The following is a 21,994-nucleotide window of genomic DNA, read 5'->3' as shown; positions in this document are numbered from 1 at the left end:
CACAAGGTAGGTCATCATACCCACTCAATGTCAGGTCGACTTCATCAGTCGCCAATGGAGTGGTTATTGTCATGAACACACTATTACCTCGCCAATTACGGGGATTTGTGGCGGCCGGCGGTTTTGCCACGCTGTTCCACTGGCTTGTAATGGCCGCATTGATCGCTGCCGGGCTTGAACCGGTGCTGGCAACAGCTAGCGGGAGCGTGTCTGGCGCGGTGCTAAATTACGGCCTCCAACGGCGCCTGGCATTTCGCAATGCCGGCCCTCACAGGGTTACGGTGTGGCGTTATATCGGCTCCTGTTTTGGCGCCTGGTTCTGCAATCTCGTCTTCTTTTTCCTGCTCAACAACGTTCTGGCACTGCCCGTAACGCTGTCACAAATCGTGACTACAGGGCTTGTCGCTGCACTGAATTACACCGTTTATCAGAGGTTGGTTTTCCATGAACAAACGCGTTGAATTCCCCGTGGTACCTTTTGATGGCCCGCTTGACAAGCCGCTGTTATCACTGGTGGTGCCGCTGTACAACGAACGCCCGATGCTGCCTCTTTTCTTTGATCGGGTGCTACCGTTGCTTGCCCCCCTGGACGTGCACTGGGAGATCGTGCTGATTGATGACGGCAGTGATGATGGCAGTGCCCAATACATCCGCAGCGTTATTGACCGAATGCCCGGCATCCGGTTGATCAAACTGAGTCGTAATTTTGGCAAAGAGGCCGCAATGACCGCAGGACTGGAGCACGCCAAAGGCGATGCGGTGATCGTGTTGGATGCAGACCTGCAAGACCCACCTGAGCAGATTCCAGCCATGGTCGAGTGTTGGCAGTCAGGAGTGGATGTTGTACTGATGCAGCGCCGTTCCCGGGCGGGCGAAACGGCATTCAAGCGCTGGAGTGCGCATCTGTTTTACCGATTGTTGAACCGAACCAGCCGCACGAATATCCCGGTGGACACCGGTGACTTTCGGCTGATGAGTCGCAAGGCCGTTACCGCATTGTTGCAGTTGAAAGAGCGTAACCGCTATATGAAAGGCCTGTTCGCCTGGATTGGTATGCCGACTCAGGTCATTCAGTACGACCGTGAACCCCGTGTGGCCGGCGAAACAAAATGGGACTACCCCGGGCTGGTCGGCCTGGCACTGGAAGGGCTAACGTCGTTTTCTGTGTCTCCATTGCGCTGGGCGACCCTGACCGGATTGCTCGCAGCCAGCATGGGCGCGGTATTTGGCCTGTGGATAGTGGTCAAGGCGCTCATGCTGGGCGATGCCACCAGCGGTTATCCGTCGCTGGTGGCCATCATAAGCTTTCTGGGCGGTATTCAGTTGATGAGCGTGGGCATTGTGGGTGAATATGTCGGCAAGACCTACATGGAAGCAAAGCAGAGGCCTGTGTACGTAACAGACGAAGTGATCGAGAACCGCGAGTCAACACGCCAACAGTCCAGTCGCACTTCTACTGGGGCACGTCATGTCAAAGCGGTTTAATGTCTGCCTGCTAATATTGGCCGCAGTGCTGGTCAGCCGTTTTATCGCTATGGCATTTTTCCCCTTTGCCGATACCACGGAGCCGCGTTATGCAGAAATTGCCCGCCTGATGGCTGAGACTGGCGACTGGATTACACCATGGTTTGAGCCCGGAATTCCCTTCTGGGGCAAACCGCCTCTGTCATTCTGGGCGCAGGCTGCTGCCATCAAGGTATTTGGTATTTCGGAGTTTTCGCTGCGCTTTCCGTCCTGGCTGGCAACGCTTGGGATGGTGTGGTTGGTCTGGCGCCTGGCGCGGCAGTTTTGGAGTGTTCAGGTAGCCCAGTGGAGTTGTCTGGTTTTTGCAACCATGGCGCTCACGTACATCAGCGCCGGCGCAGTGATGACAGACGCCTTCCTGGCACTGGGCACTACCCTTGCTCTTGTCAGCTTTTATCTGGTGATGGCAGGAGAGGGCGGCCCTTGGCGGTGGTCTTTTTTTCTTGGATTGGTGATAGGGCTTTTGTCCAAAGGGCCCTTGGCACCAGTCTTGATCGGTATTCCCATCGTCTTGTGGTTGCTCCTTTCATGGCGGGAAGCAACCAACAACCTGCGTCGGCTGCCCTGGTGGCGGGGGAGCCTTCTGACAGCCCTGCTGGTATGCCCCTGGTACATATTGGCAGAACTCAAGACCCCGGGTTTTCTGGACTACTTTATCCTAGGGGAGCATGTGCGCCGGTTTCTGGATCCGGGCTGGGCAGGCGATCTTTACGGCAGCGCCCATAATCAACCTGAAGGTATGATCTGGATGTTCTGGTTGTGGGCGTCGTTTCCCTGGGGCATTGTTGCCTTGGTGAGCCTGGCACTTGCATGGTTCAGGGGGAACAGACGTGGCATTGTGGGCAAGACAATATCAGACCCGGACGTCAGCTTTTTACTGGCAAGCGCATTGGCACCCATGCTGTTTTTCACACTCGCAGGTAATACACTCTGGACTTATATACTGCCATCATTGCCGTTTACGGCCATGCTGATCGGCCGCTGGGCGTCGCAATGTGAGTCTTTATGGTTATGCCGGATGCGGGGTGGGGCGGTGGCATTGGTGCCAGTTTTACTGACTGTGTTCGTGGGCCTGGCTGAAGCAGGCTGGGCGCCGCTGAAAACCGAGAAAGAACTGGTAAGCTATTATCAGCAGGCCAGCAACACAGATGATAGCCCGTTGATCTACCTTAACGACCTGCCATTTTCAGCCCGCTTCTACTCAAACGGGAACGCTCTGGAAGTAACAGAAAGTGGCTTGGGTGAATTGCTGAAGAACAAACCGTTTCAACGCTTGTATGTCGCGGTTCCCCGAACCTGGCCAGACAGAAAATTGGTGGGCTTATCCATGTCCGTGCGAAAGGTCATGTCAAATAGTCGCTATCAATTGTTGGTGATTAAGGGACTGCCACGGGATCACCAATCTGTGTCTGGCGCCAACGGAGTTCGTTCGAATGACATCTAACCAACCACCGCTCAGACTATTAATTGTCGAAGATCAGGTGGATCTTGCAGACAACCTGTTCGAGTTTTTGGGTGAGGAACGCTACACACTGGACTTCGCCGCTGATGGTTTGACGGCGCTGCATCTGCTGGCTACCCACAGCTACGACGTTATCGTGCTCGACCTGATGCTGCCCGGGGTTAATGGTTATGACATTTGCCGGCGGATTCGTCAGGACCTGAAATGCCAGACCCCGGTTATTCTGATGACAGCACTGAGCGCCCTGAACGACAAGGAAAAGGGGTTTGACTGCGGCGCAGATGATTACCTCGTGAAGCCGTTCGAGCTGCGTGAATTGCAACTGCGAATTGATGCTCTGCATAGGCGCAATTCGCCACAGAGGCCCATCCTGGTTGCTGGAGATATTCGGTTCGATCCGGGTACGCTGGAAGTGGAATTGCGTGGATCGAAAACCGCTCTGTCTGGCACGCCAGCCCGGCTGTTTGAATTACTGGTTCGAGCCTACCCGAGTTTTCTCAGCCACGAGGCGTTGAGTGATGCCTTGTGGGGAGCTCGTCATGGAGAGATGGAGGGCAACAGCCTTCGGACTCATATTTATACGCTTCGAAAATCCCTGCAGACAGGCTTGGGTAACGTGCTGGTAAAAACCATCCACGGGCGCGGCTACAGCCTGGAAGTTCCTGCGGATACGCGTGCGGGCACACCATGAAGTCATCCTTGACCACGCGCCTGGCCCGAACCCTGTTTTTCCTGATTGTGGCCACCACAGCAACCTCGATGTTTATTGTTGAAGTATTTGTTTATGACGTTGAGGACACCATTCTTGAACTGGAACTCAAGGCGGAGGCTGAGTATTTCAAAGGGCAACTGCGGGAAGGGCGCTTTCAACCGGTAAAAACCGCACAACTTGAGGTTGTTTTTCTGCCTGATGGCGAGGCAGAAGCCTTACTCCCGGAATATTTTCAGAGCCGCGATTTACCGTTTTCCCGGGAAGTCGAGATAGGTCAGACAACGCTGCTTGTCGTCGGGGAACGAATGGAAGCTCCTGGTGGCAAGCTTTTTCTGGCCCAGAACATTACGATCATGGAAAACCGTGAAGCACTGGTTCAACTGGCTCTGGCTGGTGTGGCTGGATTAATGCTGCTGGTTGGTTTTATTGTTGCACGCACGGGCGCGCGATATCTGGTACGCCCTTTCAGGAAATTAACCCGTGAAGTGCTGGACACGACACCCGGAACTCCGATGCCGCAAATCACCACGGATTACCGTGACCAGGAGTTTTGCGACATTGCCGAGGCGTTTAATCGCTTTCTGTCAGAGCTTGAGCATCATATCGAACGGGAAAAAACCTTTGTGAAGCTGGCCAGCCACGAACTTCGTACGCCTCTGGCCGTAATGAGTGGCGCCCTGAATGTGCTCGAACAAAGACAAAGCCTGTCTCCAGCCGACCAGAAAACCCTCGCCCGAATTCGCCGGGCCATGCAAAACATGCGCGATGATACGGAGGTGCTGCTTGAGCTTGCCCGCAATGAAGCCTCCGACGCTGACGCCAGAACCTTGGTGCTGCAGGAAATCATAAAGAACACCCCGCTCTGTCATCCTAGTTGTCCGGTTGGCAATTCTGCCTAATGTATATTAATAGGGCCGGTGTGGGAGTGATTATGTCATTGTACTCTGAAGAGCGTAAAGCCGAAGTGGTAACCCAGTTGTTGCCACCACATAATAGAAGTGTCATGGCTGTTTCTAAAGAAGAAGGTATTTCTAAATCAGCCCTGTATAGTTGGTTAAAACAGAGTCGAGAACAAGGAGTGCCTGTGCCGGGGAGTCGTAGCGCTAAAGATGATTGGTCTGCTCACGCTAAGTTGGCTGTGATTATTGAAACTGCTTCACTATCTGAAGTTGAACTCAGTACTTATTGCCGCGAGAAAGGATTATATCCGGGCCAGATACAAGCTTGGAAAGAAGCCTGCTTCCAGGGCACAAGCGACCAGCCTAATGACAATAAAAGCGCTCAGAAACAGCGTAAGGAAGACCAGAGAACTATTAAAAAACTCAGGTCAGAAATGCGCCGTAAAGACAGGGTGTTAGCTGAAACTACAGCGCTCTTGGTGCTATCAAAAAAGCTGGAAGCCTTGTACGAGAACGAGCAGGGCAGCGACGAGGAGAGCTAACTCCTCTGGATGAGCGTACAAGGCTATTAGTATTACTTGATGAAGCGGTAAATGCGGGGGCGCCACGCTATAAAGCAGCTGCGCTTATGGGGACCAGTGAGCGTAGCCTGAGACGCTGGCGGGCTGAGAATGGCGCTGTGTTGGAAGACCAGCGCCCCTTGGTTAAGCCAGCAGTACAAAAGCATGCCCTGACCGAGGCAGAGGAAGCGGCTATTTTAGCTTTCTGCAATCAGGAGGAATATCAGAGCTTACCTCCATCGCAAATAGTACCGCTACTGGCTGACAAGGGCGTTTACCTCGCCTCGGAATCAACCTTTTACCGAGTGTTAAAGAAGCACGAACAACTAAACCACCGAGGTCATGCTAAAACACCACGAAAAGCGACACCGCCCACGAGCTTTACCGCAACCGGTCCTAATCAAGTATGGACATGGGACATTAGTTACTGTCCCTCTTTGGTGCGTGGTCAGTACTGGTATTTATATCTTATCTTGGACATTTATAGCCGTAAGATAGTGGCATGGGAAGTCCATGAAGAAGAGTCAGGAGTGCTAGCTCGACAGCTAGTTGAGCGTGCTTTATTGCGTGAAAGATGTACGCAAAAACCGCCTGTACTGCATTCCGATAATGGTGCGCCGATGAAGTCGTATGTGCTGAAAGCAAGATTGGCAGAGCTCGGTATGTTGATGTCTTACAATCGCCCTCGAGTCAGTAACGATAACCCGTACTCAGAGTCGATGTTTCGGACAGTGAAGTATTGTCCCGCATGGCCAACTAAGGGCTTCGCTTCATTAACTACGTTGCGGGAATGGATGCTCGCGTTTGAGTACGGATATAACGAACAGCATTTGCATAGTGGTATTAACTTCGTCACACCCGCAGCTCGACACCGAGGCTGTGACCAGGCGGTGTTAACAAAACGAGCACAGGTTTATGAAGAAGCAAAGCGCCAAAACCCTCGACGTTGGTCAGGTAAGACCCGCAACTGGGCAGTGGCCGCAGCCGTCTCACTTAACCCTTGTAAACTCGAGGAGATGGAACGAAATAAAATAGCTTTTAGTTAGTATTATTTGGACAACTGGGTTGAAAACCACCGCAATCGGAACCATTCAGAGCCATTCTCAGGTAATTGATCTCAGTACGAGCGTTGAAAATGAGTTAGTGTGCTTACGCCTAGCCAGTGAATTAGGCTTAGAAGTTGCTGAAGCTGACATCCTTGATGTAGGTGACATTCGTGCGCTTTCTGTCAAACGCTTTGATCGCAGGTTATCTGCAGATGGTAAGTGGATTATGCGGATCCCACAAGAAGATTATTGCCAAGTACTTGGAGTATCACCTGGGAAGAAATATGAAAACGATGGTGGGCCTGGAATAATTGATATAATGAACCACTTATTAGGCTCTATCTCTCCTGATAAAGATAGATCTACTTTTATGCGTGCCCAGCTTATATTCTGGCTACTGGCAGCAACGGACGGCCATGCAAAGAACTTTTCAGTTTTTCTATTACCGTCTGGCGCTTACAAGCTGACCCCCTTGTACGATATTCTTTCTACATACCCCGTGATGGGTGGAGCAGGTCTATCAGAGCGAAAAATTAAGATGGCTATGTCACTTACAGGTACCTCCGGCCGTCAATACAAATGGTATAATTTGTTTCCAAGACACTTTTTAACTACAGCAATCGCTGCTAATTTTGATGAGTTAGCCATGCAGCACATTATGGACGAAGTAAAATCTAAGATAGATCACGCTATAGAAACAGTAAGAGCATCATTACCTGATGGATTTCCAGTCGAGATTAGTGAAGCCATTTTTTCTGGAGTTAAAAAGCGGGCTAGCCGCTTATAACTGCCTTACAGATCATCTTGTGGCCTCTTTTTCCATCCATGCAGCTTGACGAAGTAGTGCTATCGTATCAGAAGGAGCTACTTTCCAAGCTTCAGAAAGCCTTCTAACTACAAATACAGCTAGTTCTAAACGATCTTCGGTAGTTAAAAAATGCTGTAGCTGGCGTCCACTTTCGGCTAAGTTGATTGCCGACCCCAAAGGGCCATTTCCATACACAGCAATGCTCTTATTCTTCGCTACACCATGATAAGAGCTTTTCACTTCCTTTTTTAGCTCGAATAATACACAACTAAAGCTAGTTAACTCGGTACGAGTCAATTGTACGGTTATCTTTTCAGTCCATGCGGGAGGCGCACCGACTTGATATATCGGTGCAATTTCTATACTAACTGTAGGGTGGCCGGCACGAGTAAGGGTATATTGCACATTCAGCGCAGTCCTTTTATTAGGATCAGGGTGCCGATCAGAAAAGAACTTCATGCTTTCGCCAAAAACTTGTTCACTCATGATTTATCACTCTAATTTTAGTCGCTGACTAGCTCGTTTAAGACGCTCACTACCACGGTGATCGTATTGTTCAGTTGTCGTGATACTGGCGTGCCCCATCGCGTCTTTAACTGTAATAATATCTTCTGCATTATTGAGCATTTCTGAGGCAAACGTTCTTCGGAGATCATGCGGTGTAAACTTTTCAATCCCAGCTTCAAGCCTTCTTGTATCTAAAATATATTGAATTGACTGGTCAGCTAGCCGCACCATAGTGACATCGTCAAAACGCCGGATCCGAGTAAAAAGTGGCCCACACTCGTTACCTCTAACTTCTTCAGTCCATGCCTCTATTCGTTCGAATGTGCTCTCTGGCATGTAAGATAGACGTTCTTTGTTGCCTTTTCCTATCACTTTCAATGCACAATCGCGTATTTTTATATTTTCTATGTCTAGTGCAACTATCTCAGAACGCCGTAAACCACATCCTAATAACACACTAATAATGGCCGCATCTCGTAGTCCTTTGGCACTATTATCTTGTTGGCAAACCTTAAATAGCGCCTTTATTTCTTGCCTACTAAGTGCGCGCCCTTTCGGGATCCGATAGCCTTTTACCGAACGAACATGCTTTATTTGTTGATAGGTATCAATATCCATCTGCTTCATTACCCACGCCTCAAAAGCAACACCTTTGATAGCAGATAAGTAGGTATTAATAGTAGCCGGCGCTTTGTTAGCTGCAGTAAGTAACTCTAAAATAGCTTGGAGGTGAAATCGTTGTAGTGTATTCCAAGGACAGTCAGCTATTCCTTGGTAGCCAAGCATCCTTGCGGCAACTCCTAAAAAAGATGCCATAGTCGTTCTGCTTCTTTTAGAGCTTAGGCTTATAAGATAAGCCGCTGCAGGATTATGAGCCACTCCTTTTAAATCACTGCTGTTGACCAGCATCGCTTGGTCTGCAGTAATCGTAGCTTCTCCAATGATAACGTTAGACTCTCTCATAAAATTTTTAAGCCTCAACTAAACGAGCTTCAAAGTACCTACATTGCTATACAGGGTTACTACATAAACGCATTAGTATGCTGTTTACTTTTCATACAATTACAAGCCTTAAATATCTTTAATTGTGAGGCTAATTACTACCATCAATGGTACTTCATAAAAGCTACTAGTTAAAACGAACATTTTAAATAGTAGAGAAATTAGAGTGCTTTTCGGCATGAATGGGATTCAAGAGGAAGTGTGCTCGCAGAGGAACAACAACCACACCTCGCTTAACATTATTTATGTTAAATAGATGCGTTACTATAAAGCGCAGTTACTGTGCCGACCATTTTTTCAGATACTCCAGGACAGGATTTAACTTTTTTATTGTTTATCCACCAGGTGTTAGTACGTGAATTATCGGACGCTTTTTTCTGAGTAGGCCGATGAAAATTTCACACAGTAATACAATATTTGTCGACTAAATAGCCGCTATTGAAGTGTAATCCTACCCTGTCAGGTGTTCATTATGCAGAGAATAACAATCACGCCTTTGTTTCTAACGTTAATTGTAGATTGTTAGGATGTAGAGGCCGACTAAATAGGTAGCCTTGGAAAAAATCACAACCATTAGCTAATAACCAATCTAGTTGCTGATGATCTTCTATTCCCTCTGCAACAATTTTGAGTTCCAAGCTCTTTGCCAAAGCAATAATAGCAACCGCAATGGCCGCGCTACTCTTATCCTCTAAGATATCATTGACAAAAGACTTATCAATTTTTAAGTAATCAATAGGCAGCTGTTTTAGGTAAGTAAGAGATGAATAACCAGTGCCAAAGTCGTCCAGTGAAAACTTAATCCCCTCTTCTCGTAGGGAGTTTATTTTAGTAATAGCGCTATTCACATCCCTCTGAAAGATGCTCTCAGTAATCTCAAGTGTTAGGCTGCTTGCGTGTATACCGGTTCTTGCAACCACACGTTTAACCATTTCGACAAAGTTTGGTTGGTTGAGTTGTCTGACACTAATGTTGACCGCCATAGTCAACGTCTTTTGAATATCATCATGTTGCCATTTAGCTAATTGCTTACAAGCCATTTCTAATACTAACTCGCCTATTGGTACAATTAAGCCGTTCTCTTCAGCTAAAGGAATGAATTTTTCTGGAGATACCATTCCGTGAATCGGGTGAACCCAACGTAACAGCGCCTCAACTCCTTTAATCCGTTTTTCACTATCAATAATAGGTTGATAAAATAATATAAGCTCGTCTTTATCTTGAGCTTGCCGTAAATCTTGTACTAATAATGCTCTCTCAAGTGCTTTATCTTGTAATAAAGGCGAGAAGATAGTCAGCTGATTACGACCAGCCTCTTTTGCCGCATACAGTGCTATATCTGCCTTTTTAAGCAAGTTTTCTGGTTCATCTTTCTCACTATTAAACAAAGCCACACCTATGCTTGGTGTCACTTCTAGCTGTTGCCCCCCAAGCAGATAAGGGACTGTTAATTCAGCCTGAATACTTGTCCCTATATTTTTGACATCTTTCACTGCTACATCACGTTCCGCATCTAAGTGATTCAAAATAAGAACAAATTCATCACCACCAAAACGCACTACGGTGTCAGTTTTACGCAAGATCGAAGATAATCGAGTTGCTGTTTGCATAAGAAGCTCATCACCGACACCATGCCCAAGCATATCATTCACTTCTTTAAAGTTATCTAAGTCAATTAGCATAACGGCACCATGGCCTGACTCATTCTCTTTTCTAGATATCGCAAGGTTAAGCTTTTCAGCCATGAACCTACGATTAGGTAATCCAGTGAGTGCATCGTGTAATGCCATATACTCGTTTTTAGCTTCCGTTTTCTTTTTTGATGTTATGTCTGCTCGTATGGCGATATAGCGTTCCGGTTTACCGCTCTGGCCAAGAACAGGCACCAGGGTTGATGAACCCAATATAGCGAACCATCTTTTGCTCTATTACAAATATCACCATTCCAAACCTCATTACGAGTAAGCGTCTGCCACAGATCCTTAAAGAACTCTTTACTATGCACTCCTGAGTTGATGATCTGGTGAGTATTGCCTATTAACTCTTCGCGAGCGTATTGAGAAATGGAACAAAACTTATCGTTAACCTGAGTGATCACACCACTAGAGTCTGTAATAGCCACAATCGCATGCGCATTTAGCGCCATTTCTAGTTCAGCCACTTTTTTGTTAGCGCTTTGTAAACTTTGCTTTTTCCTCTCATAGCTTGCATAAATGTGGTGCACCTTTTGCAGGAAAGCCCCAGCCAGCAACGCTAATGTAATAATGGAAAATAAAAATAAATATACAAAATTTGATACGATAAAAGGTTGCTCTGTAAGTTTCTGCTCTACAAGTACGAAACTATATATAAGTACCACAGCAGCCATAAAAACGGTTAAAGCAATACAAATGTTAATTTTTTTGTTGATCTGAGTAATGACTACATTAGTATTTTGCTTCATCAGCTTTCCATCAGTAAATTATTAAATCTTTGTGTCTACATATCACAACAGATACATTAGAAACTACTATTATACCAGTAGTAATTATAGAATTACTATTAACTTGATGGAAAAGTGCTAGTGACTTATCACTAATAAGGGGTTAAGCCTCTGTATAAGAATTCATATAAATGCACACCGGGTCCACCTTATTGAGTAAACTGTCTGGTACCTAATCAACTGATTTAAATAAAAGAAATGCGTCTTGAGCAGCATTTTTACTAACTCAACATTATCCGATAAGAGAGAGTGATATACTGAAAGTGTATTAGATGATCGAGTGTTAAGTCAGCTTTAGTGATTACATATAGTGATTGTTCATTAGATAACAGTAATGTTGTCATTAATTTCTAGCACACAGTGGCACAGTATTATCAATCGAAGCTAATAAAAAACGAAGCGAGCCTATGTTTCTAACAAAAAACAACACAAAGATAACAATCGAGAAACTTTTACATGGTGGGGTTAAGAATAGTCCACCAGCATGGTTACTACCATTATCTCTTTATTTAAAAGAAAGCATCGAAAAAGAGATCGGTATTGTGAACGGTTTGGTAAAGTTCTCGTCACACACCTCTGAGCTTGGCTTAAATGCACTGGAGTTTGATCGCCGAATTAATAATTTAGTGGGTAATATTCAAACCTTATCAGCCGCAATCGAAGAAATGTCAGCCAGTGCATCAGAAGTAGGTAACTTAGGGCAAGATGTATTACAACAAGCATCTAACGTACTTGAATACACCAGAGAGTCTAGTTCTGCTTTAGATGAAATGGAAGCCCGTTTCGCAGAAGTGGATCTCTCTCTGACTCAGGCTCATCAGCAAATGAATGAGCTTGCAGAGCAAACTAAAAGCATCCAATCTCTTACAAGTACTGTAGATGCCATCTCAGAGCAAACAAACTTACTTGCCCTTAACGCGGCAATCGAGGCAGCACGAGCCGGGGAAGCGGGTCGAGGATTTGCTGTAGTTGCAGACGAAGTGCGTCTACTAGCAGCACGAAGCGCCGAAGCCGCCAAAGAAATCTATGGGATTGTAAATGAGATTACCGTTGGCTCTGAGGGCGTGCAGGAGCGGTTGAGTCAATCTGTTGATGCGGTAAAAGAATCAGGTGAAAGCCGTGAGCGCGTCTCTACCGTTATTCAACAATCGAGAGATTCCGCTAATCTAAACTTTGATCAAGCAACCGCAATCGCCTCAGCTGCTGAAGAGCAAAGTCAAGTTGCTCATGATATGGCGCTACAAGTCAGCTCTAACTCTGATGACTCTAATGCTTTAGCCGATATTTTTAAAAGTCTTATGAGCGCACTAGAGCCACTACGCACTGATGCTGATGATATTTTTGCTAATGTTCGTATAATTTCACCCTGCCTAGCATTAGCAAGCGCAAAAAGAGATCATGTCATCTGGGTAGATAAAATTATCCGCTATGCTATTTTTAATGAAGATTCAATCAAAGAGGTTGAAGTTAGAGACCATAATCAATGCCGCTTAGGTGTATTTTTAGCGAGTGAAGACGCTACAGGAATATTAAAACTAAGCAATGCCGATCGATTGGTTAACCAAGTTCATCCTCAAGTTCACGCGGCTGGACGTGAGCTGTTTAAGCTAGCACAAGATTTTAATAATAAACGCATTGATCCTGAACGCTATAATCAGCAATCGAGAGAGTTAGTGCATACTCTTAAGTCATGCTCATCAGAAGTCTTGAGTTTGTTAGATACTATGATTGTTGAAATAGCCTCTAGCTCAGACATAGCTTGCTAAGCGTTTAAACAGTACGTTTTTAATATTATGGTCACTCCATAATAGGAGTGACTTATGATGATATAGCCTTTAGCTATTACCTGTATAACAACTGATCACATCGCCTTAAGATAGATCGGCAGCAGCGCTCTGTATTGACATGACACTTCTATGTATTTTTGTCATCACTTGTTCTACTTGATGAACCTGCTCTCGACTAAGCAATGCGACATCATTAACTTCTGATATAGATGATGAGACTTGGGCTGTCAAACGGCGATTTTCGTGCACAACGTCTCCAATCTCTACTGTTGCATGACTAGTTCGGCCCGCTAGCAATCTAACTTCATCGGCAACAACAGCAAATCCTCGACCCGCCTCGCCTGCACGAGCTGCTTCTATAGCAGCATTGAGCGCAAGTAAATTAGTTTGATCTGCAACGCCACTAATAGTGGCAACAATTTCTTCAATATTATGAGCTTGTTCGTTTAAACGTTGAACAATCTCTATCGAATTCTCAAGATCCGTGGATACTTTGCTAGAGCTTTCTACAGAAGAATTTAGGGAATGATTACCTTGTTCAACAATCTCTGAAGTCTCTCTAGCAATTACTCCTATCTCCTCTGAAATAGCCATATTACGCTCTGCTTGCCTGATATTATCGGTTATATCACTAGCAAACTTAATAATACGATTGACTTCATTGTTATCATCAAAGATAGGATTATAGGTTGCTCTAAGCCATACTTCTTCACCGTACGCATTGATACGCTTGAAACGACCTCCTTTGTGTGTGCCTGATAGTAAGTCCTGCCAAAAGTTAGGATGTTGAGTATAAAAATTTGGTTCACAAAATATTTCATGTTTTTTACCGACCACATCATCTAACCGATAGCCCATAACATTTAAAAAGTTGTCATTCGCTGTCACCACAGTGCCATCAGTTGAAAACTCGATAACTGCCATTGACTCATGTAGGGAACTAAGTACTGCTTCTTGGCTTTTTAACTTCTGCTGTTTCTCTGTGATATCACTCGCTATCTTTTCTATTTTATATACGCGACTTTGTTTATCTAACACAGGAAAATAAGTAGCTTCCAGCCAAAGCGACTCACCTAATTTGTTAAATCGTTGAAAAGTGCCACTTTGAGATACTCCCTGCCTTAGCTTAGCCCAGAAGTCTTGATAAGCTTTTTCTCTATCGATACCTGGGCTACAGAACAAACTATGTGGAGCAAAAGTTATCTCTTCCAGTGAGTATCCTACTATGTTTAAAAAGTTAGTATTTGCATCCAGTACTTTTCCTTCCGGAGTGAACTCTATTACAGCCATGTGCGAGCGGATGGCGTTAAGTACTGACTGAACTTTGTATTGTTTTTCCTTAATAACACCAAGCTCATATTTTAATGCTTTACTCTTAAACATATGATGGAACCTTATTCTAATAGTTACTTATACCAAAATTAACAGCAGTATAACCATATCCTAATATTACTTTTCCTTATGATATATAGATCATAAAAAGATGATTTCACAGAGAAAGGTAGTGCATTGGATGATAAAAGTTTGAGTTAGCCAGTAAAGTTGAACAAGTCTAAAGGTAGAGTTTTTTTACTAGGTAGTAAGCTGACTTAATGAATGTATTTAATACACAAACCCAACTGCTTTCAAAGCTTAAGGCAGGCTGTAGCTAAATACCTTTCGCTATACACAGGGAGAACTCACTTCTCTACAGAGCCTTGCATACAATGATTAACTAAAGTAAACACTGTTTACTATTTTAGTTCAATAAATAAACAGTTGTTGCTATATAGGAGATATTGTAAGTGAAGGTGTAGTGGTCAAGTAAAACTGGCCACCGGTTTATAGTTATTCTAGTAGTTTTCCTCAGCTTTATTTGGGCTCATTCCACCATTGTGCTGATGCGGTCTCAACTGACTGTAATCCGATTGGTATGAGTTCATTGGTTTTTTCAACATGCTCATTACTTGTTTTCTTATCAGTGTGCTCTGGAAGCTGACAGCTTATCATCCCTACCTTCTTCATCTGACGGCTCGTACGGTAGCGGCTTAGTAGTATTTCAGCTAACTAATCTAAAACCTTTAAAGTAAACAGTGTTTACTTTTTAGTATAAAAAACAAACAACCAGTAATCGTTAGAATATTAACCTGAGTCAATTTTACATCTCATAGAGCTTTAGCACCTATTATATGGACTGGTAGAATTCGGTGTTTTATCTGATTAACCCAACTCAGAGCTTATCAGCGTAACGTTTTTCATTTTCATCTTCTCCGCAAAAAACCATTCTTTTAGAGCAGGGGATAGCCTGCTGACGTTATATATGACCAAATTAAAAATCCTGTTGAATGCTCGTTAGAGTAAAGCTCTTTCTAGCGAACCCAGCACTGGTCATCGCAGCACATGAAAGAGAGGAATCGTAGCAGTGTTTGATAGCGCATATGAAATAGTTATCCACAGCTGTGTGCATAACACTGAACCTTTAGATTAACAAAACACTATAACTGTAGCGTTCTCACATCCTATCTTATGAACATTAATATACAAAGAATACACTATCAATCATTACAACTCTCTAATTGAGCGCCATACAACGAAAAACAGTGCATACAGTCAAATTAAGTGCTCTAATGAGCTTAACTAAGAGCAATACATACCAGGAACTTGGAGAGTCACATGGACGCAGGTAAAAGCACACTGCAAAAAATTGAGCAACTTGCCCGAGTAGCTGAAAGCCTTTCACGCGAACAGCGTAACTTTTTAACTGAAGATGGTGACGCACCTAACGGGAAGTTCTTTCGTAATTATAACCAGTCTGAGGTATGTGAAGATTTAGGAGGGATTAATAGTCGAACGTTAAATAAGCGCATTGCTGAGCTTGGAATTGACCCTAAAGAAGGTGGCGCTCGCTGGTCTATTACTTTTCCCCAGCTACAAGAATTACGTCGTCATGTACTTAAAGAGAGATGGGAAGCACCATCGGACGTTAACCCTCTTGTCATCACCATTGCAAACTTAAAAGGTGGTGCTGCTAAGACTATGACCACTGTAACTGCCGGTGTAGGCTTGGCCGTTCAACTTAAAAATGAATACCGGATCGGCATTATTGATTGTGACCCTCAAGGCACAGCAACTATGTATTTAGCTCCCCAGTTTGATAGTGACAATATGCTAACTGTAGGGGATTTAATGACTGAGGGGTATGAGTTAAGTGAAGGTGTAACTTATACAGATGTATGCAACAACGCCTTCTTGCCAACCAACGTACCTAACCTTCGTGTTCTCCCTGCTAGTGTCGATGACAACTATGTTGAACTATGGATGCAGGATAAGTCTCGAGAGCATGGCAAAAACTTTAACCCTTATAGCCACTTAGAGAAAGTGATTGAAGCAGTACGTAATGACTTCGACATCATCTTAATTGATACTGGCCCAAGCCTTGACTATAAGGTAATGAACGCACTCTATGCAGCAAATAGCATCCTCATCCCAGTACAAGCTCACCAAAACGATCAAGATGCCACAGGCAAATACTTACGCTCCATGACGCGAATTTATGAGCGACTGGAGCTTGCTGGCCATAAGGGTTACGACAATATAAAAATGCTAGTGACACGCTTTGACCGTCGCTCACAAGCTGAAGTACAAAGTACTGAAATTTACCGTCAAAAATTCGGCCATTTTATGATGAATTCAGAGTTTATTAATTCAGAAGCGGTAAAACATTGCTCTACTCAAATGTCTACTATTTATGAGTACTCCCCCCACGAGTACCACAAAGGCAAAGTATCCCTTAGAAACGCCCAAGCCGAGTTTTACCGAGTGCTGGCTGAAATTGAAGGGATGTTACTTAATCGGTGGGGGTTATTAGATATTTCAGTGCTGGACCAAGTTGACACACAGTAACTCGCCTCTGGTAAGTACAACAAAGTTTAGATGTTATTGCTGACATTTTTAAGAGAGATTAAATAGATGAAAAAAGTAAGACGCCAAGCATTTACTCCCGGCGCCGTGACTAGTATGGCTGAGCTGGAGAAAGAAGGAGCAAAAGACGTATTTGCTCAACAAGCACATCAACAGAAGTCAGAAATCACCTTAAACTTAGGTAATGAAAAAGAAGTAACGTTCAAATTAATTACCATACAACCAGAAGATATCGAGAAAAAAACGACAGTCTTTAGTGGTAATGGCAGAATTCAAGAAGCATTAAACACATTTGCATTGCGTGACTTGATACCGTCTGTACGCAAACACGGCATGACGTTTCCAGCTATAGGTCGCCAATTACCTGATGGCCGCTATGAAGCACTGGACGGCTCTCGTCGTCGCGCAACCTGTATAATTACCAAACGTCCTTACTATATGTATATCACCACTAGTCCGCTAGTTGATGAGAAAACAGCTCGGTATCTTTCAGAGATTGGCAACGTCTATAAGCAATTATCACAGTATGAGCAAGGGAAGCAATACACACTCCTTATTGATAAAGGAGTGTCGCCGGTAGAGATAGCACGCCAAGAAGGTATAAGTAAGGTCAAAGTGTATCAAGCAAGAGATGCATACTTGCTACCAAAAGAGTTTTACCAAGCACACGCTAGTGGCTTTGATTTAGGACGCCCACGAATCAATGCTTATAGGACTATGTGGTCTCAAGCCCAAGAGTTAAAGTTTGATAAAGAACTTTTAGAGTTTATAAAGTCGCTTAAACCGGAAAAACTAGCCGCTAATATTAGCGTTAAAGACATACAGTTAGAGCGAGCAGTAAAGCAGACAAGAGCATTAATGCTAGAGCAAAGTGAGTTTGTTGATAATGAACTCGCACCGGTAATAGCCTGCGAAAACTTGGCTCAGTTGATGGAGCTTCCCGAAATGGTCGAGTTGCTTGGATTATCTGAAACAGTTATTCGGGTTATTGATAACGCAGCGAGAGCAGAAATAACAGAAGCCTTTGCGACGCTAGCACCGACCCCAGAAGTTCAAGAAACCAGTGAGTCAGTATTTACAGGACGAGAGTCAATTGTAACTAGTACGACGGTAAAAGATGGGATGAAAATGACATTCCGTAAGCTCCCAGAATCACAAATGGCAGAAATAAAAAAAATGGTTGCCCAGTATTTGGCAGCAATGGAAAGCACTACCAACGATTAGGCTAAGTGGACCCAAGCGTAGTAGGCCACATCAATTTATGTTGATGAAGCCTACTTATTTTGGATTTAAAACATCAAGAGAAAACAGTGTTTACCGTTTTAGCATGAAAAACACACAACGAGTAAAATCTAAGCGTTTGTGCAAATAACAACCAAAGTTAGTAAACACTGTTTACTAACTTTGGGCTAAATACGGAGTAATATAAGGCGATCAGTGCACCGGTATACGCCTTATTGTCAGTACGCGCTAGTTAGGAGTTAAGTATAGCGGGGGGTAACTCCAGGCGTATCTCCCGTATCTGCCTTCTCTCCACACATTGCTACGAGCGTTAAGCGTATATTTAGTAATCCTCTCAGCAAAAGTGAGCCATGCACTAGTACTGTTCTTCATTTAGAATTGAAGGGCAATAGCGTAGGCTTTTACCTTGCTAACCGATCTGACACAGGCTCTGTATCAATCGGTTTACTCATAATAAAACCGTATCAACAATGACTGTCTTTGTAAGTAATGAGAAGCTCATGCCTAGTACTCCGTCTAAATTAACTCGCTAAGGCTCCTTTACTTAGACGGAGTACTAGGCACAAAACCTGATAAATATTTACCTAAATTGAAGCTCTGTTGCTTAACGGGGTATCATTTGGCCAGTTTGCCGCACGATTCGGTTGGCACTTTTTGGGGAACACATGCAAAACTTAGAACAAGAATTTTTAAAAGAGCTGGATGACAAGCTATGGAAGGCCGCAGATAAACTGCGGGCTAACTTAGATGCCGCTAACTATAAACACATAGTGCTGGGGCTGATTTTCTTAAAGTATGTGTCTGATGCTTTTGATGAACGCCAAAAAGAGCTAATTGCGCTGTTTCAGCAAGACGGTGATGACAACATCTACTTTATGCCACGTGAAGATTACGACAGCGAGCAAGAGTACCAACAGGCACTGGCGGACGAGCTAGAGATACTGGATTACTACCGCGAAGCCAACGTGTTTTGGGTGCCTAGAGCCGCTCGTTGGAGCACGCTCAAAGAAAAGGCTATTTTGCCCACCGGCTCGGTACTGTGGAAAAATGCACAAGGTGAAGACGTAAAACTACGCTCAGTCTCTTGGTTGGTAGATAATGCGCTAGAAGCCATTGAAAGCAATAACGCCAAGCTGAAAGGTATCTTAAACCGCATTAGCCAATACCAACTCGACAGCGATAAATTGATTGGGCTGATCCACTCTTTTTCTGATACCTCGTTTGCCAGCCCTGAATACAAAGGCCAAGCACTCAGCCTGCACAGTAAAGATATTCTGGGCCATGTGTACGAATACTTCTTAGGTCAATTTGCCCTCGCCGAAGGCAAACAAGGCGGTCAGTATTACACGCCCAAAAGCATTGTGACCTTGATTGTAGAAATGCTGCAGCCCTACTCTGGCCGAGTATACGATCCGGCCATGGGCTCCGGCGGCTTTTTTGTGTCTAGCGATAAATTTATCGAAGAAAAAGCCACTATTCAGCATTACGATGCCGCCGAGCAACGCCAACATATTTCCGTTTATGGCCAAGAGTCGAATCCCACTACTTGGAAGTTGGCCGCCATGAACATGGCGATTCGTGGTATCGATTTTAACTTTGGTAAAAAGAATGCCGACACCTTCTTAGACGATCAGCATCCTGACTTGCGCGCCGACTTTGTAATGGCCAACCCGCCGTTTAATATCAAAGATTGGTGGCATGAGTCTTTAGCAGACGATGTGCGCTGGCAATACGGTACGCCGCCTAAAGGCAACGCCAACTTTGCTTGGGTGCAGCACATGCTGCATCACTTAGCGCCTACCGGCTCAATGGCATTATTGTTGGCCAATGGCTCCATGAGCTCAAACACCAACAATGAAGGCGAGATCCGCAAGCGTTTAATAGAAGAAGACTTAGTAGAGTGCATGGTCGCCCTGCCCGGCCAGTTGTTTACCAACACCCAAATTCCGGCCTGTATTTGGTTTTTAACCAAGAATAAAGCCGCTGATACAAAAAGTGGCAAGGTCAACCGCCAAGGTGAAGTACTGTTTATCGACGCTCGCCAATTAGGCTATATGCGCGACCGTGTGTTGCGCGACTTTACCGCCGAAGACTTAGCTACCGTGACCGACGTGTTTCATGCATGGCAAAAAGACGAGGGGTATGAAAACCAAGCAGGCTTTTGCTTTAGTGCCAGCCTCACAGATATGCAAAAGCACGACTTTGTGCTGACCCCCGGCCGCTATGTGGGTGCCGCCGCAGAGATCGATGACGGCGAACCCTTTGCTGAAAAAATGGCACGCCTAACCAGCACCTTAAAAGAACAGTTTGCCGAATCAGCCCGATTAGAAGCCGAGATTAAAAAGAACTTAGCGGGGTTGGGTTATGAATGCTGAATACGATACCTTGGAGTCAATGTGCGAACTAGTAGTTGATTGTCCACACTCAACACCAAAATGGACGGATGAGGGCTTCCTTGTCTTACGCAATCAAAATATTAGAAATGGTGTTTTAGATTTAAGCTCCCCAAGTTTCACTAACCAAGAGGATTATGAAAAACGTATTAGAAGAGCTGTGCCACAAGCTGGCGATATAGTATTTACGCGTGAAGCACCAATGGGTGAAGTTTGTATTATCCCGAAAGGACTTCAGTGCTGTCTTGGTCAAAGACAGGTTTTATTGCGCCCTAAAGAAAGTGTTAATGGAGAGTATTTGTTTTGGGCTTTGCAATCACCTTTTGTTCAGCACCAAATCGCTTGGAATGAGGGAACAGGCTCTACTGTTAGCAATGTTAGAATTCCAGTATTAAAAGCATTAAAAATACCAAGGCATGGTAGTGCTGAAGGTGGAGTTGCAAAGGTTTTGTCAGATATAGCAAATAAAATCGAGCTCAACCGTCAAACCAACCAAACTCTAGAGCACATCGCGCAAGCGATTTTCAAAAGCTGGTTTGTCGATTTTGAACCCACTCGCGCCAAAATCACCGCCCAAAATATGGGCGCAGACACCGCCACCCAAGAACTCGCCGCTCAAGCGATTATTTGCGGTGCCATCACGCTAGAACAACTGACAGATATTCAGCAAAACCTAAACCGCCACCTGCAACAAGCCATTGACGAAAAACTCAACCACAACACCCCAACCCCCATCAAGGCCGAACAACTCGCCATCACCGCCGCGTTATTCCCCAACGCGCTGGTGGAGTCAGAGCTGGGAAGTGTGCCAGAGGGCTGGGAGGTGAAAACAATGGAGCAGTTATCAGAAATAATTGCAATGGGGCCGTTTGGCTCAAATATAAAAGTAGACACTTTTGTAGAGTCTGGAATTCCGGTAATTAGTGGGCAGCACTTAAAAGGGGTTATGTTAGAGGACAGCTCATTTAATTACTTGACGTTAAAACATGCTGATAAATTGGGTAAAGCTAATGTTTGTAGAGGTGATGTCGTATTTACTCATGCGGGAAGTATAGGTCAAGTTGCGTTTATTCCCGAGAATTCAAGACATAAGCGTTACGTATTGTCTCAACGTCAGTTTTATATGCGACCAAATAAAAATTTAGTTTCTTCTTTGTATATTGTTAATTATTTTAAATCATATTTAGGTCAATATGAGCTGTTAGCTAATACATCGCAAGTAGGAGTTCCTTCTATTTCTAGGCCTGTAAGTAATTTAAGGAAAATTGAAACGGTTGTACCATGTAAGTCTTTAATGGATGTTTTCCATGAACTAGCTGGAAATATTTATAATAAAGTTTCCTCGTCAAAGAAAGAGGTTTTATTTGTTCAAGAGCTCCGCGATACCCTGATCCCCAAACTCCTTTCCGGCGAGTTAGACGTTTCAGTATTAGCCGATGATTCAGTGCCAGCCAGCAAAACCAAGGAAGCTTTAGATGTTTAGCCTCGACTCGATAGATGATTTCAATCTGCTACGAGAAACATCATCCATTGATTTTAAGCTGGCGGGTGGCCGTGATGGCAAAGGTGAACTGCCCAAAGTTTGGCAAAATCTTTACCGGGGTTAGAAAACAGTGATGAATAATAAGGGCGTGCAATGAACAAAACCCGTGTACACATGATACTTCACA

At 44.6% G+C, this 21,994-nt stretch carries 17 protein-coding genes and 2 pseudogenes; 13 read left to right on the top strand and 6 right to left on the bottom strand.

What is annotated here, in order from left to right; all coding sequences use genetic code 11:
• Positions 1-71 precede the first annotated feature (71 nt).
• From J3U76_RS12585 to J3U76_RS12555, 7 genes are all read left to right on the top strand, one after another.
• Positions 72-461: a GtrA family protein gene (locus J3U76_RS12585; RefSeq protein WP_200364487.1), complete on the top strand. Its 390-nt coding sequence runs from the start codon at positions 72-74 to the stop codon at positions 459-461.
• The gene (locus J3U76_RS12580) at positions 445-1,485 is read left to right on the top strand and encodes a glycosyltransferase family 2 protein (RefSeq protein ID WP_208006335.1); all 1,041 of its coding nucleotides are present in this window, start codon (positions 445-447) and stop codon (positions 1,483-1,485) included. Before J3U76_RS12585 ends, J3U76_RS12580 begins: the two co-directional genes overlap by 17 nt.
• Positions 1,469-2,968 carry an ArnT family glycosyltransferase gene (locus J3U76_RS12575; protein ID WP_208006334.1) on the top strand — a complete coding sequence of 500 codons (1,500 nt, stop codon included), beginning with the start codon at positions 1,469-1,471 and terminating at the stop codon, positions 2,966-2,968. The genes J3U76_RS12580 and J3U76_RS12575 overlap by 17 nt, the downstream gene beginning before the upstream one ends.
• Positions 2,958-3,677 (top strand): response regulator transcription factor, encoded by a 720-nt coding sequence (locus J3U76_RS12570; RefSeq protein ID WP_208006333.1) that lies wholly within the window; start codon positions 2,958-2,960, stop codon positions 3,675-3,677. The genes J3U76_RS12575 and J3U76_RS12570 overlap by 11 nt, the downstream gene beginning before the upstream one ends.
• Entirely contained in the window at positions 3,674-4,597 is a 924-nt protein-coding gene (locus tag J3U76_RS12565; RefSeq protein ID WP_208006332.1) for a sensor histidine kinase, read from the top strand. Before J3U76_RS12570 ends, J3U76_RS12565 begins: the two co-directional genes overlap by 4 nt.
• A 32-nt stretch (positions 4,598-4,629) precedes the next feature.
• Positions 4,630-6,203 (top strand): IS3 family transposase gene (locus J3U76_RS12560; RefSeq protein ID WP_424022313.1). Its coding sequence is split into 2 segments (ribosomal slippage): positions 4,630-5,098 and positions 5,098-6,203, totalling 1,575 coding nucleotides; the frame shifts between segments, so codons are not numbered across the junction.
• 19 nt (positions 6,204-6,222) lie between these two features.
• Positions 6,223-6,990, top strand: coding sequence for a HipA domain-containing protein (locus J3U76_RS12555; protein WP_208006331.1), 768 nt, complete (start codon positions 6,223-6,225; stop codon positions 6,988-6,990).
• Between the two features lie 12 nt (positions 6,991-7,002).
• On the opposite strand, the gene J3U76_RS12550 is transcribed toward J3U76_RS12555, so the two are convergent.
• The 4 genes from J3U76_RS12550 to J3U76_RS12535 all read right to left on the bottom strand — a co-directional run bounded on the left by J3U76_RS12550 (position 7,003) and on the right by J3U76_RS12535 (position 10,963).
• Positions 7,003-7,497, bottom strand: coding sequence for a hypothetical protein (locus tag J3U76_RS12550; RefSeq protein ID WP_208006330.1), 495 nt, complete (start codon positions 7,495-7,497; stop codon positions 7,003-7,005).
• Between the two features lie 6 nt (positions 7,498-7,503).
• Entirely contained in the window at positions 7,504-8,481 is a 978-nt protein-coding gene (locus tag J3U76_RS12545) for a tyrosine-type recombinase/integrase (protein ID WP_208006329.1), read from the bottom strand.
• Between the two features lie 527 nt (positions 8,482-9,008).
• Positions 9,009-10,424, bottom strand: coding sequence for a putative bifunctional diguanylate cyclase/phosphodiesterase (locus J3U76_RS12540; protein ID WP_208006328.1), 1,416 nt, complete (start codon positions 10,422-10,424; stop codon positions 9,009-9,011).
• The gene (locus tag J3U76_RS12535) at positions 10,346-10,963 is read right to left on the bottom strand and encodes a PAS domain-containing protein (RefSeq protein ID WP_208006327.1); all 618 of its coding nucleotides are present in this window, start codon (positions 10,961-10,963) and stop codon (positions 10,346-10,348) included. The genes J3U76_RS12540 and J3U76_RS12535 overlap by 79 nt, the downstream gene beginning before the upstream one ends.
• 446 nt (positions 10,964-11,409) lie before the next feature.
• On the opposite strand from J3U76_RS12535, the gene J3U76_RS12530 reads away from it, so the two are divergent.
• Positions 11,410-12,768: a methyl-accepting chemotaxis protein gene (locus J3U76_RS12530; RefSeq protein WP_208006326.1), complete on the top strand. Its 1,359-nt coding sequence runs from the start codon at positions 11,410-11,412 to the stop codon at positions 12,766-12,768.
• A gap of 105 nt (positions 12,769-12,873) precedes the next feature.
• On the opposite strand, the pseudogene J3U76_RS14770 reads toward J3U76_RS12530, so the two are convergent.
• Positions 12,874-13,245: pseudogene (locus J3U76_RS14770) on the bottom strand (methyl-accepting chemotaxis protein); the annotation flags it as partial.
• Between the two features lie 153 nt (positions 13,246-13,398).
• Positions 13,399-14,079: pseudogene (locus tag J3U76_RS14765) on the bottom strand (PAS domain-containing protein); the annotation flags it as partial.
• A gap of 1,362 nt (positions 14,080-15,441) precedes the next feature.
• On the opposite strand from J3U76_RS14765, the gene J3U76_RS12520 reads away from it, so the two are divergent.
• The 5 genes from J3U76_RS12520 (at position 15,442) to J3U76_RS14635 (ending at position 21,931) form a co-directional block, all read left to right on the top strand.
• The gene (locus J3U76_RS12520; RefSeq protein WP_208006324.1) at positions 15,442-16,671 is read left to right on the top strand and encodes a ParA family protein; all 1,230 of its coding nucleotides are present in this window, start codon (positions 15,442-15,444) and stop codon (positions 16,669-16,671) included.
• A gap of 66 nt (positions 16,672-16,737) precedes the next feature.
• Positions 16,738-17,913 carry a ParB N-terminal domain-containing protein gene (locus J3U76_RS12515; RefSeq protein ID WP_208006323.1) on the top strand — a complete coding sequence of 392 codons (1,176 nt, stop codon included), beginning with the start codon at positions 16,738-16,740 and terminating at the stop codon, positions 17,911-17,913.
• A gap of 683 nt (positions 17,914-18,596) precedes the next feature.
• Positions 18,597-20,306 (top strand): class I SAM-dependent DNA methyltransferase, encoded by a 1,710-nt coding sequence (locus J3U76_RS12510; protein ID WP_208006322.1) that lies wholly within the window; start codon positions 18,597-18,599, stop codon positions 20,304-20,306.
• The gene (locus tag J3U76_RS12505) at positions 20,296-21,807 is read left to right on the top strand and encodes a restriction endonuclease subunit S (RefSeq protein WP_208006321.1); all 1,512 of its coding nucleotides are present in this window, start codon (positions 20,296-20,298) and stop codon (positions 21,805-21,807) included. Before J3U76_RS12510 ends, J3U76_RS12505 begins: the two co-directional genes overlap by 11 nt.
• Positions 21,800-21,931, top strand: a complete 132-nt coding sequence (locus J3U76_RS14635; RefSeq protein ID WP_279382289.1) for a hypothetical protein — start codon at positions 21,800-21,802, stop codon at positions 21,929-21,931. Before J3U76_RS12505 ends, J3U76_RS14635 begins: the two co-directional genes overlap by 8 nt.
• Positions 21,932-21,994: the final 63 nt, after the last annotated feature.

The organism is Oceanisphaera pacifica (assembly GCF_017498065.1).
GTDB lineage: Bacteria > Pseudomonadota > Gammaproteobacteria > Enterobacterales > Aeromonadaceae > Oceanimonas > Oceanimonas pacifica.
The sequence above is the reverse complement of the archived record's forward strand: the minus strand, read 5'-3'. Positions and strand labels throughout refer to the sequence as shown.

Excerpts from the sequence above, each read along its gene's own strand:
- J3U76_RS12535 (WP_208006327.1), bottom strand. The coding sequence starts at position 10,963 with ATGAAGCAAAATACTAATGTAGTCATTACTCAGATCAACAAAAAAATT.
- J3U76_RS12545 (WP_208006329.1), bottom strand. The coding sequence starts at position 8,481 with ATGAGAGAGTCTAACGTTATCATTGGAGAAGCTACGATTACTGCAGAC.
- J3U76_RS12585 (WP_200364487.1), top strand. The coding sequence starts at position 72 with ATGAACACACTATTACCTCGCCAATTACGGGGATTTGTGGCGGCCGGC.
- J3U76_RS12515 (WP_208006323.1), top strand. The coding sequence starts at position 16,738 with ATGAAAAAAGTAAGACGCCAAGCATTTACTCCCGGCGCCGTGACTAGT.
- J3U76_RS12520 (WP_208006324.1), top strand. The coding sequence starts at position 15,442 with ATGGACGCAGGTAAAAGCACACTGCAAAAAATTGAGCAACTTGCCCGA.
- J3U76_RS12510 (WP_208006322.1), top strand. The coding sequence starts at position 18,597 with ATGCAAAACTTAGAACAAGAATTTTTAAAAGAGCTGGATGACAAGCTA.
- J3U76_RS12550 (WP_208006330.1), bottom strand. The coding sequence starts at position 7,497 with ATGAGTGAACAAGTTTTTGGCGAAAGCATGAAGTTCTTTTCTGATCGG.
- J3U76_RS12505 (WP_208006321.1), top strand. The coding sequence starts at position 20,296 with ATGAATGCTGAATACGATACCTTGGAGTCAATGTGCGAACTAGTAGTT.
- J3U76_RS12580 (WP_208006335.1), top strand. The coding sequence starts at position 445 with ATGAACAAACGCGTTGAATTCCCCGTGGTACCTTTTGATGGCCCGCTT.
- J3U76_RS12570 (WP_208006333.1), top strand. The coding sequence starts at position 2,958 with ATGACATCTAACCAACCACCGCTCAGACTATTAATTGTCGAAGATCAG.
- J3U76_RS12575 (WP_208006334.1), top strand. The coding sequence starts at position 1,469 with ATGTCAAAGCGGTTTAATGTCTGCCTGCTAATATTGGCCGCAGTGCTG.
- J3U76_RS12530 (WP_208006326.1), top strand. The coding sequence starts at position 11,410 with ATGTTTCTAACAAAAAACAACACAAAGATAACAATCGAGAAACTTTTA.
- J3U76_RS12565 (WP_208006332.1), top strand. The coding sequence starts at position 3,674 with ATGAAGTCATCCTTGACCACGCGCCTGGCCCGAACCCTGTTTTTCCTG.
- J3U76_RS14635 (WP_279382289.1), top strand. The coding sequence starts at position 21,800 with ATGTTTAGCCTCGACTCGATAGATGATTTCAATCTGCTACGAGAAACA.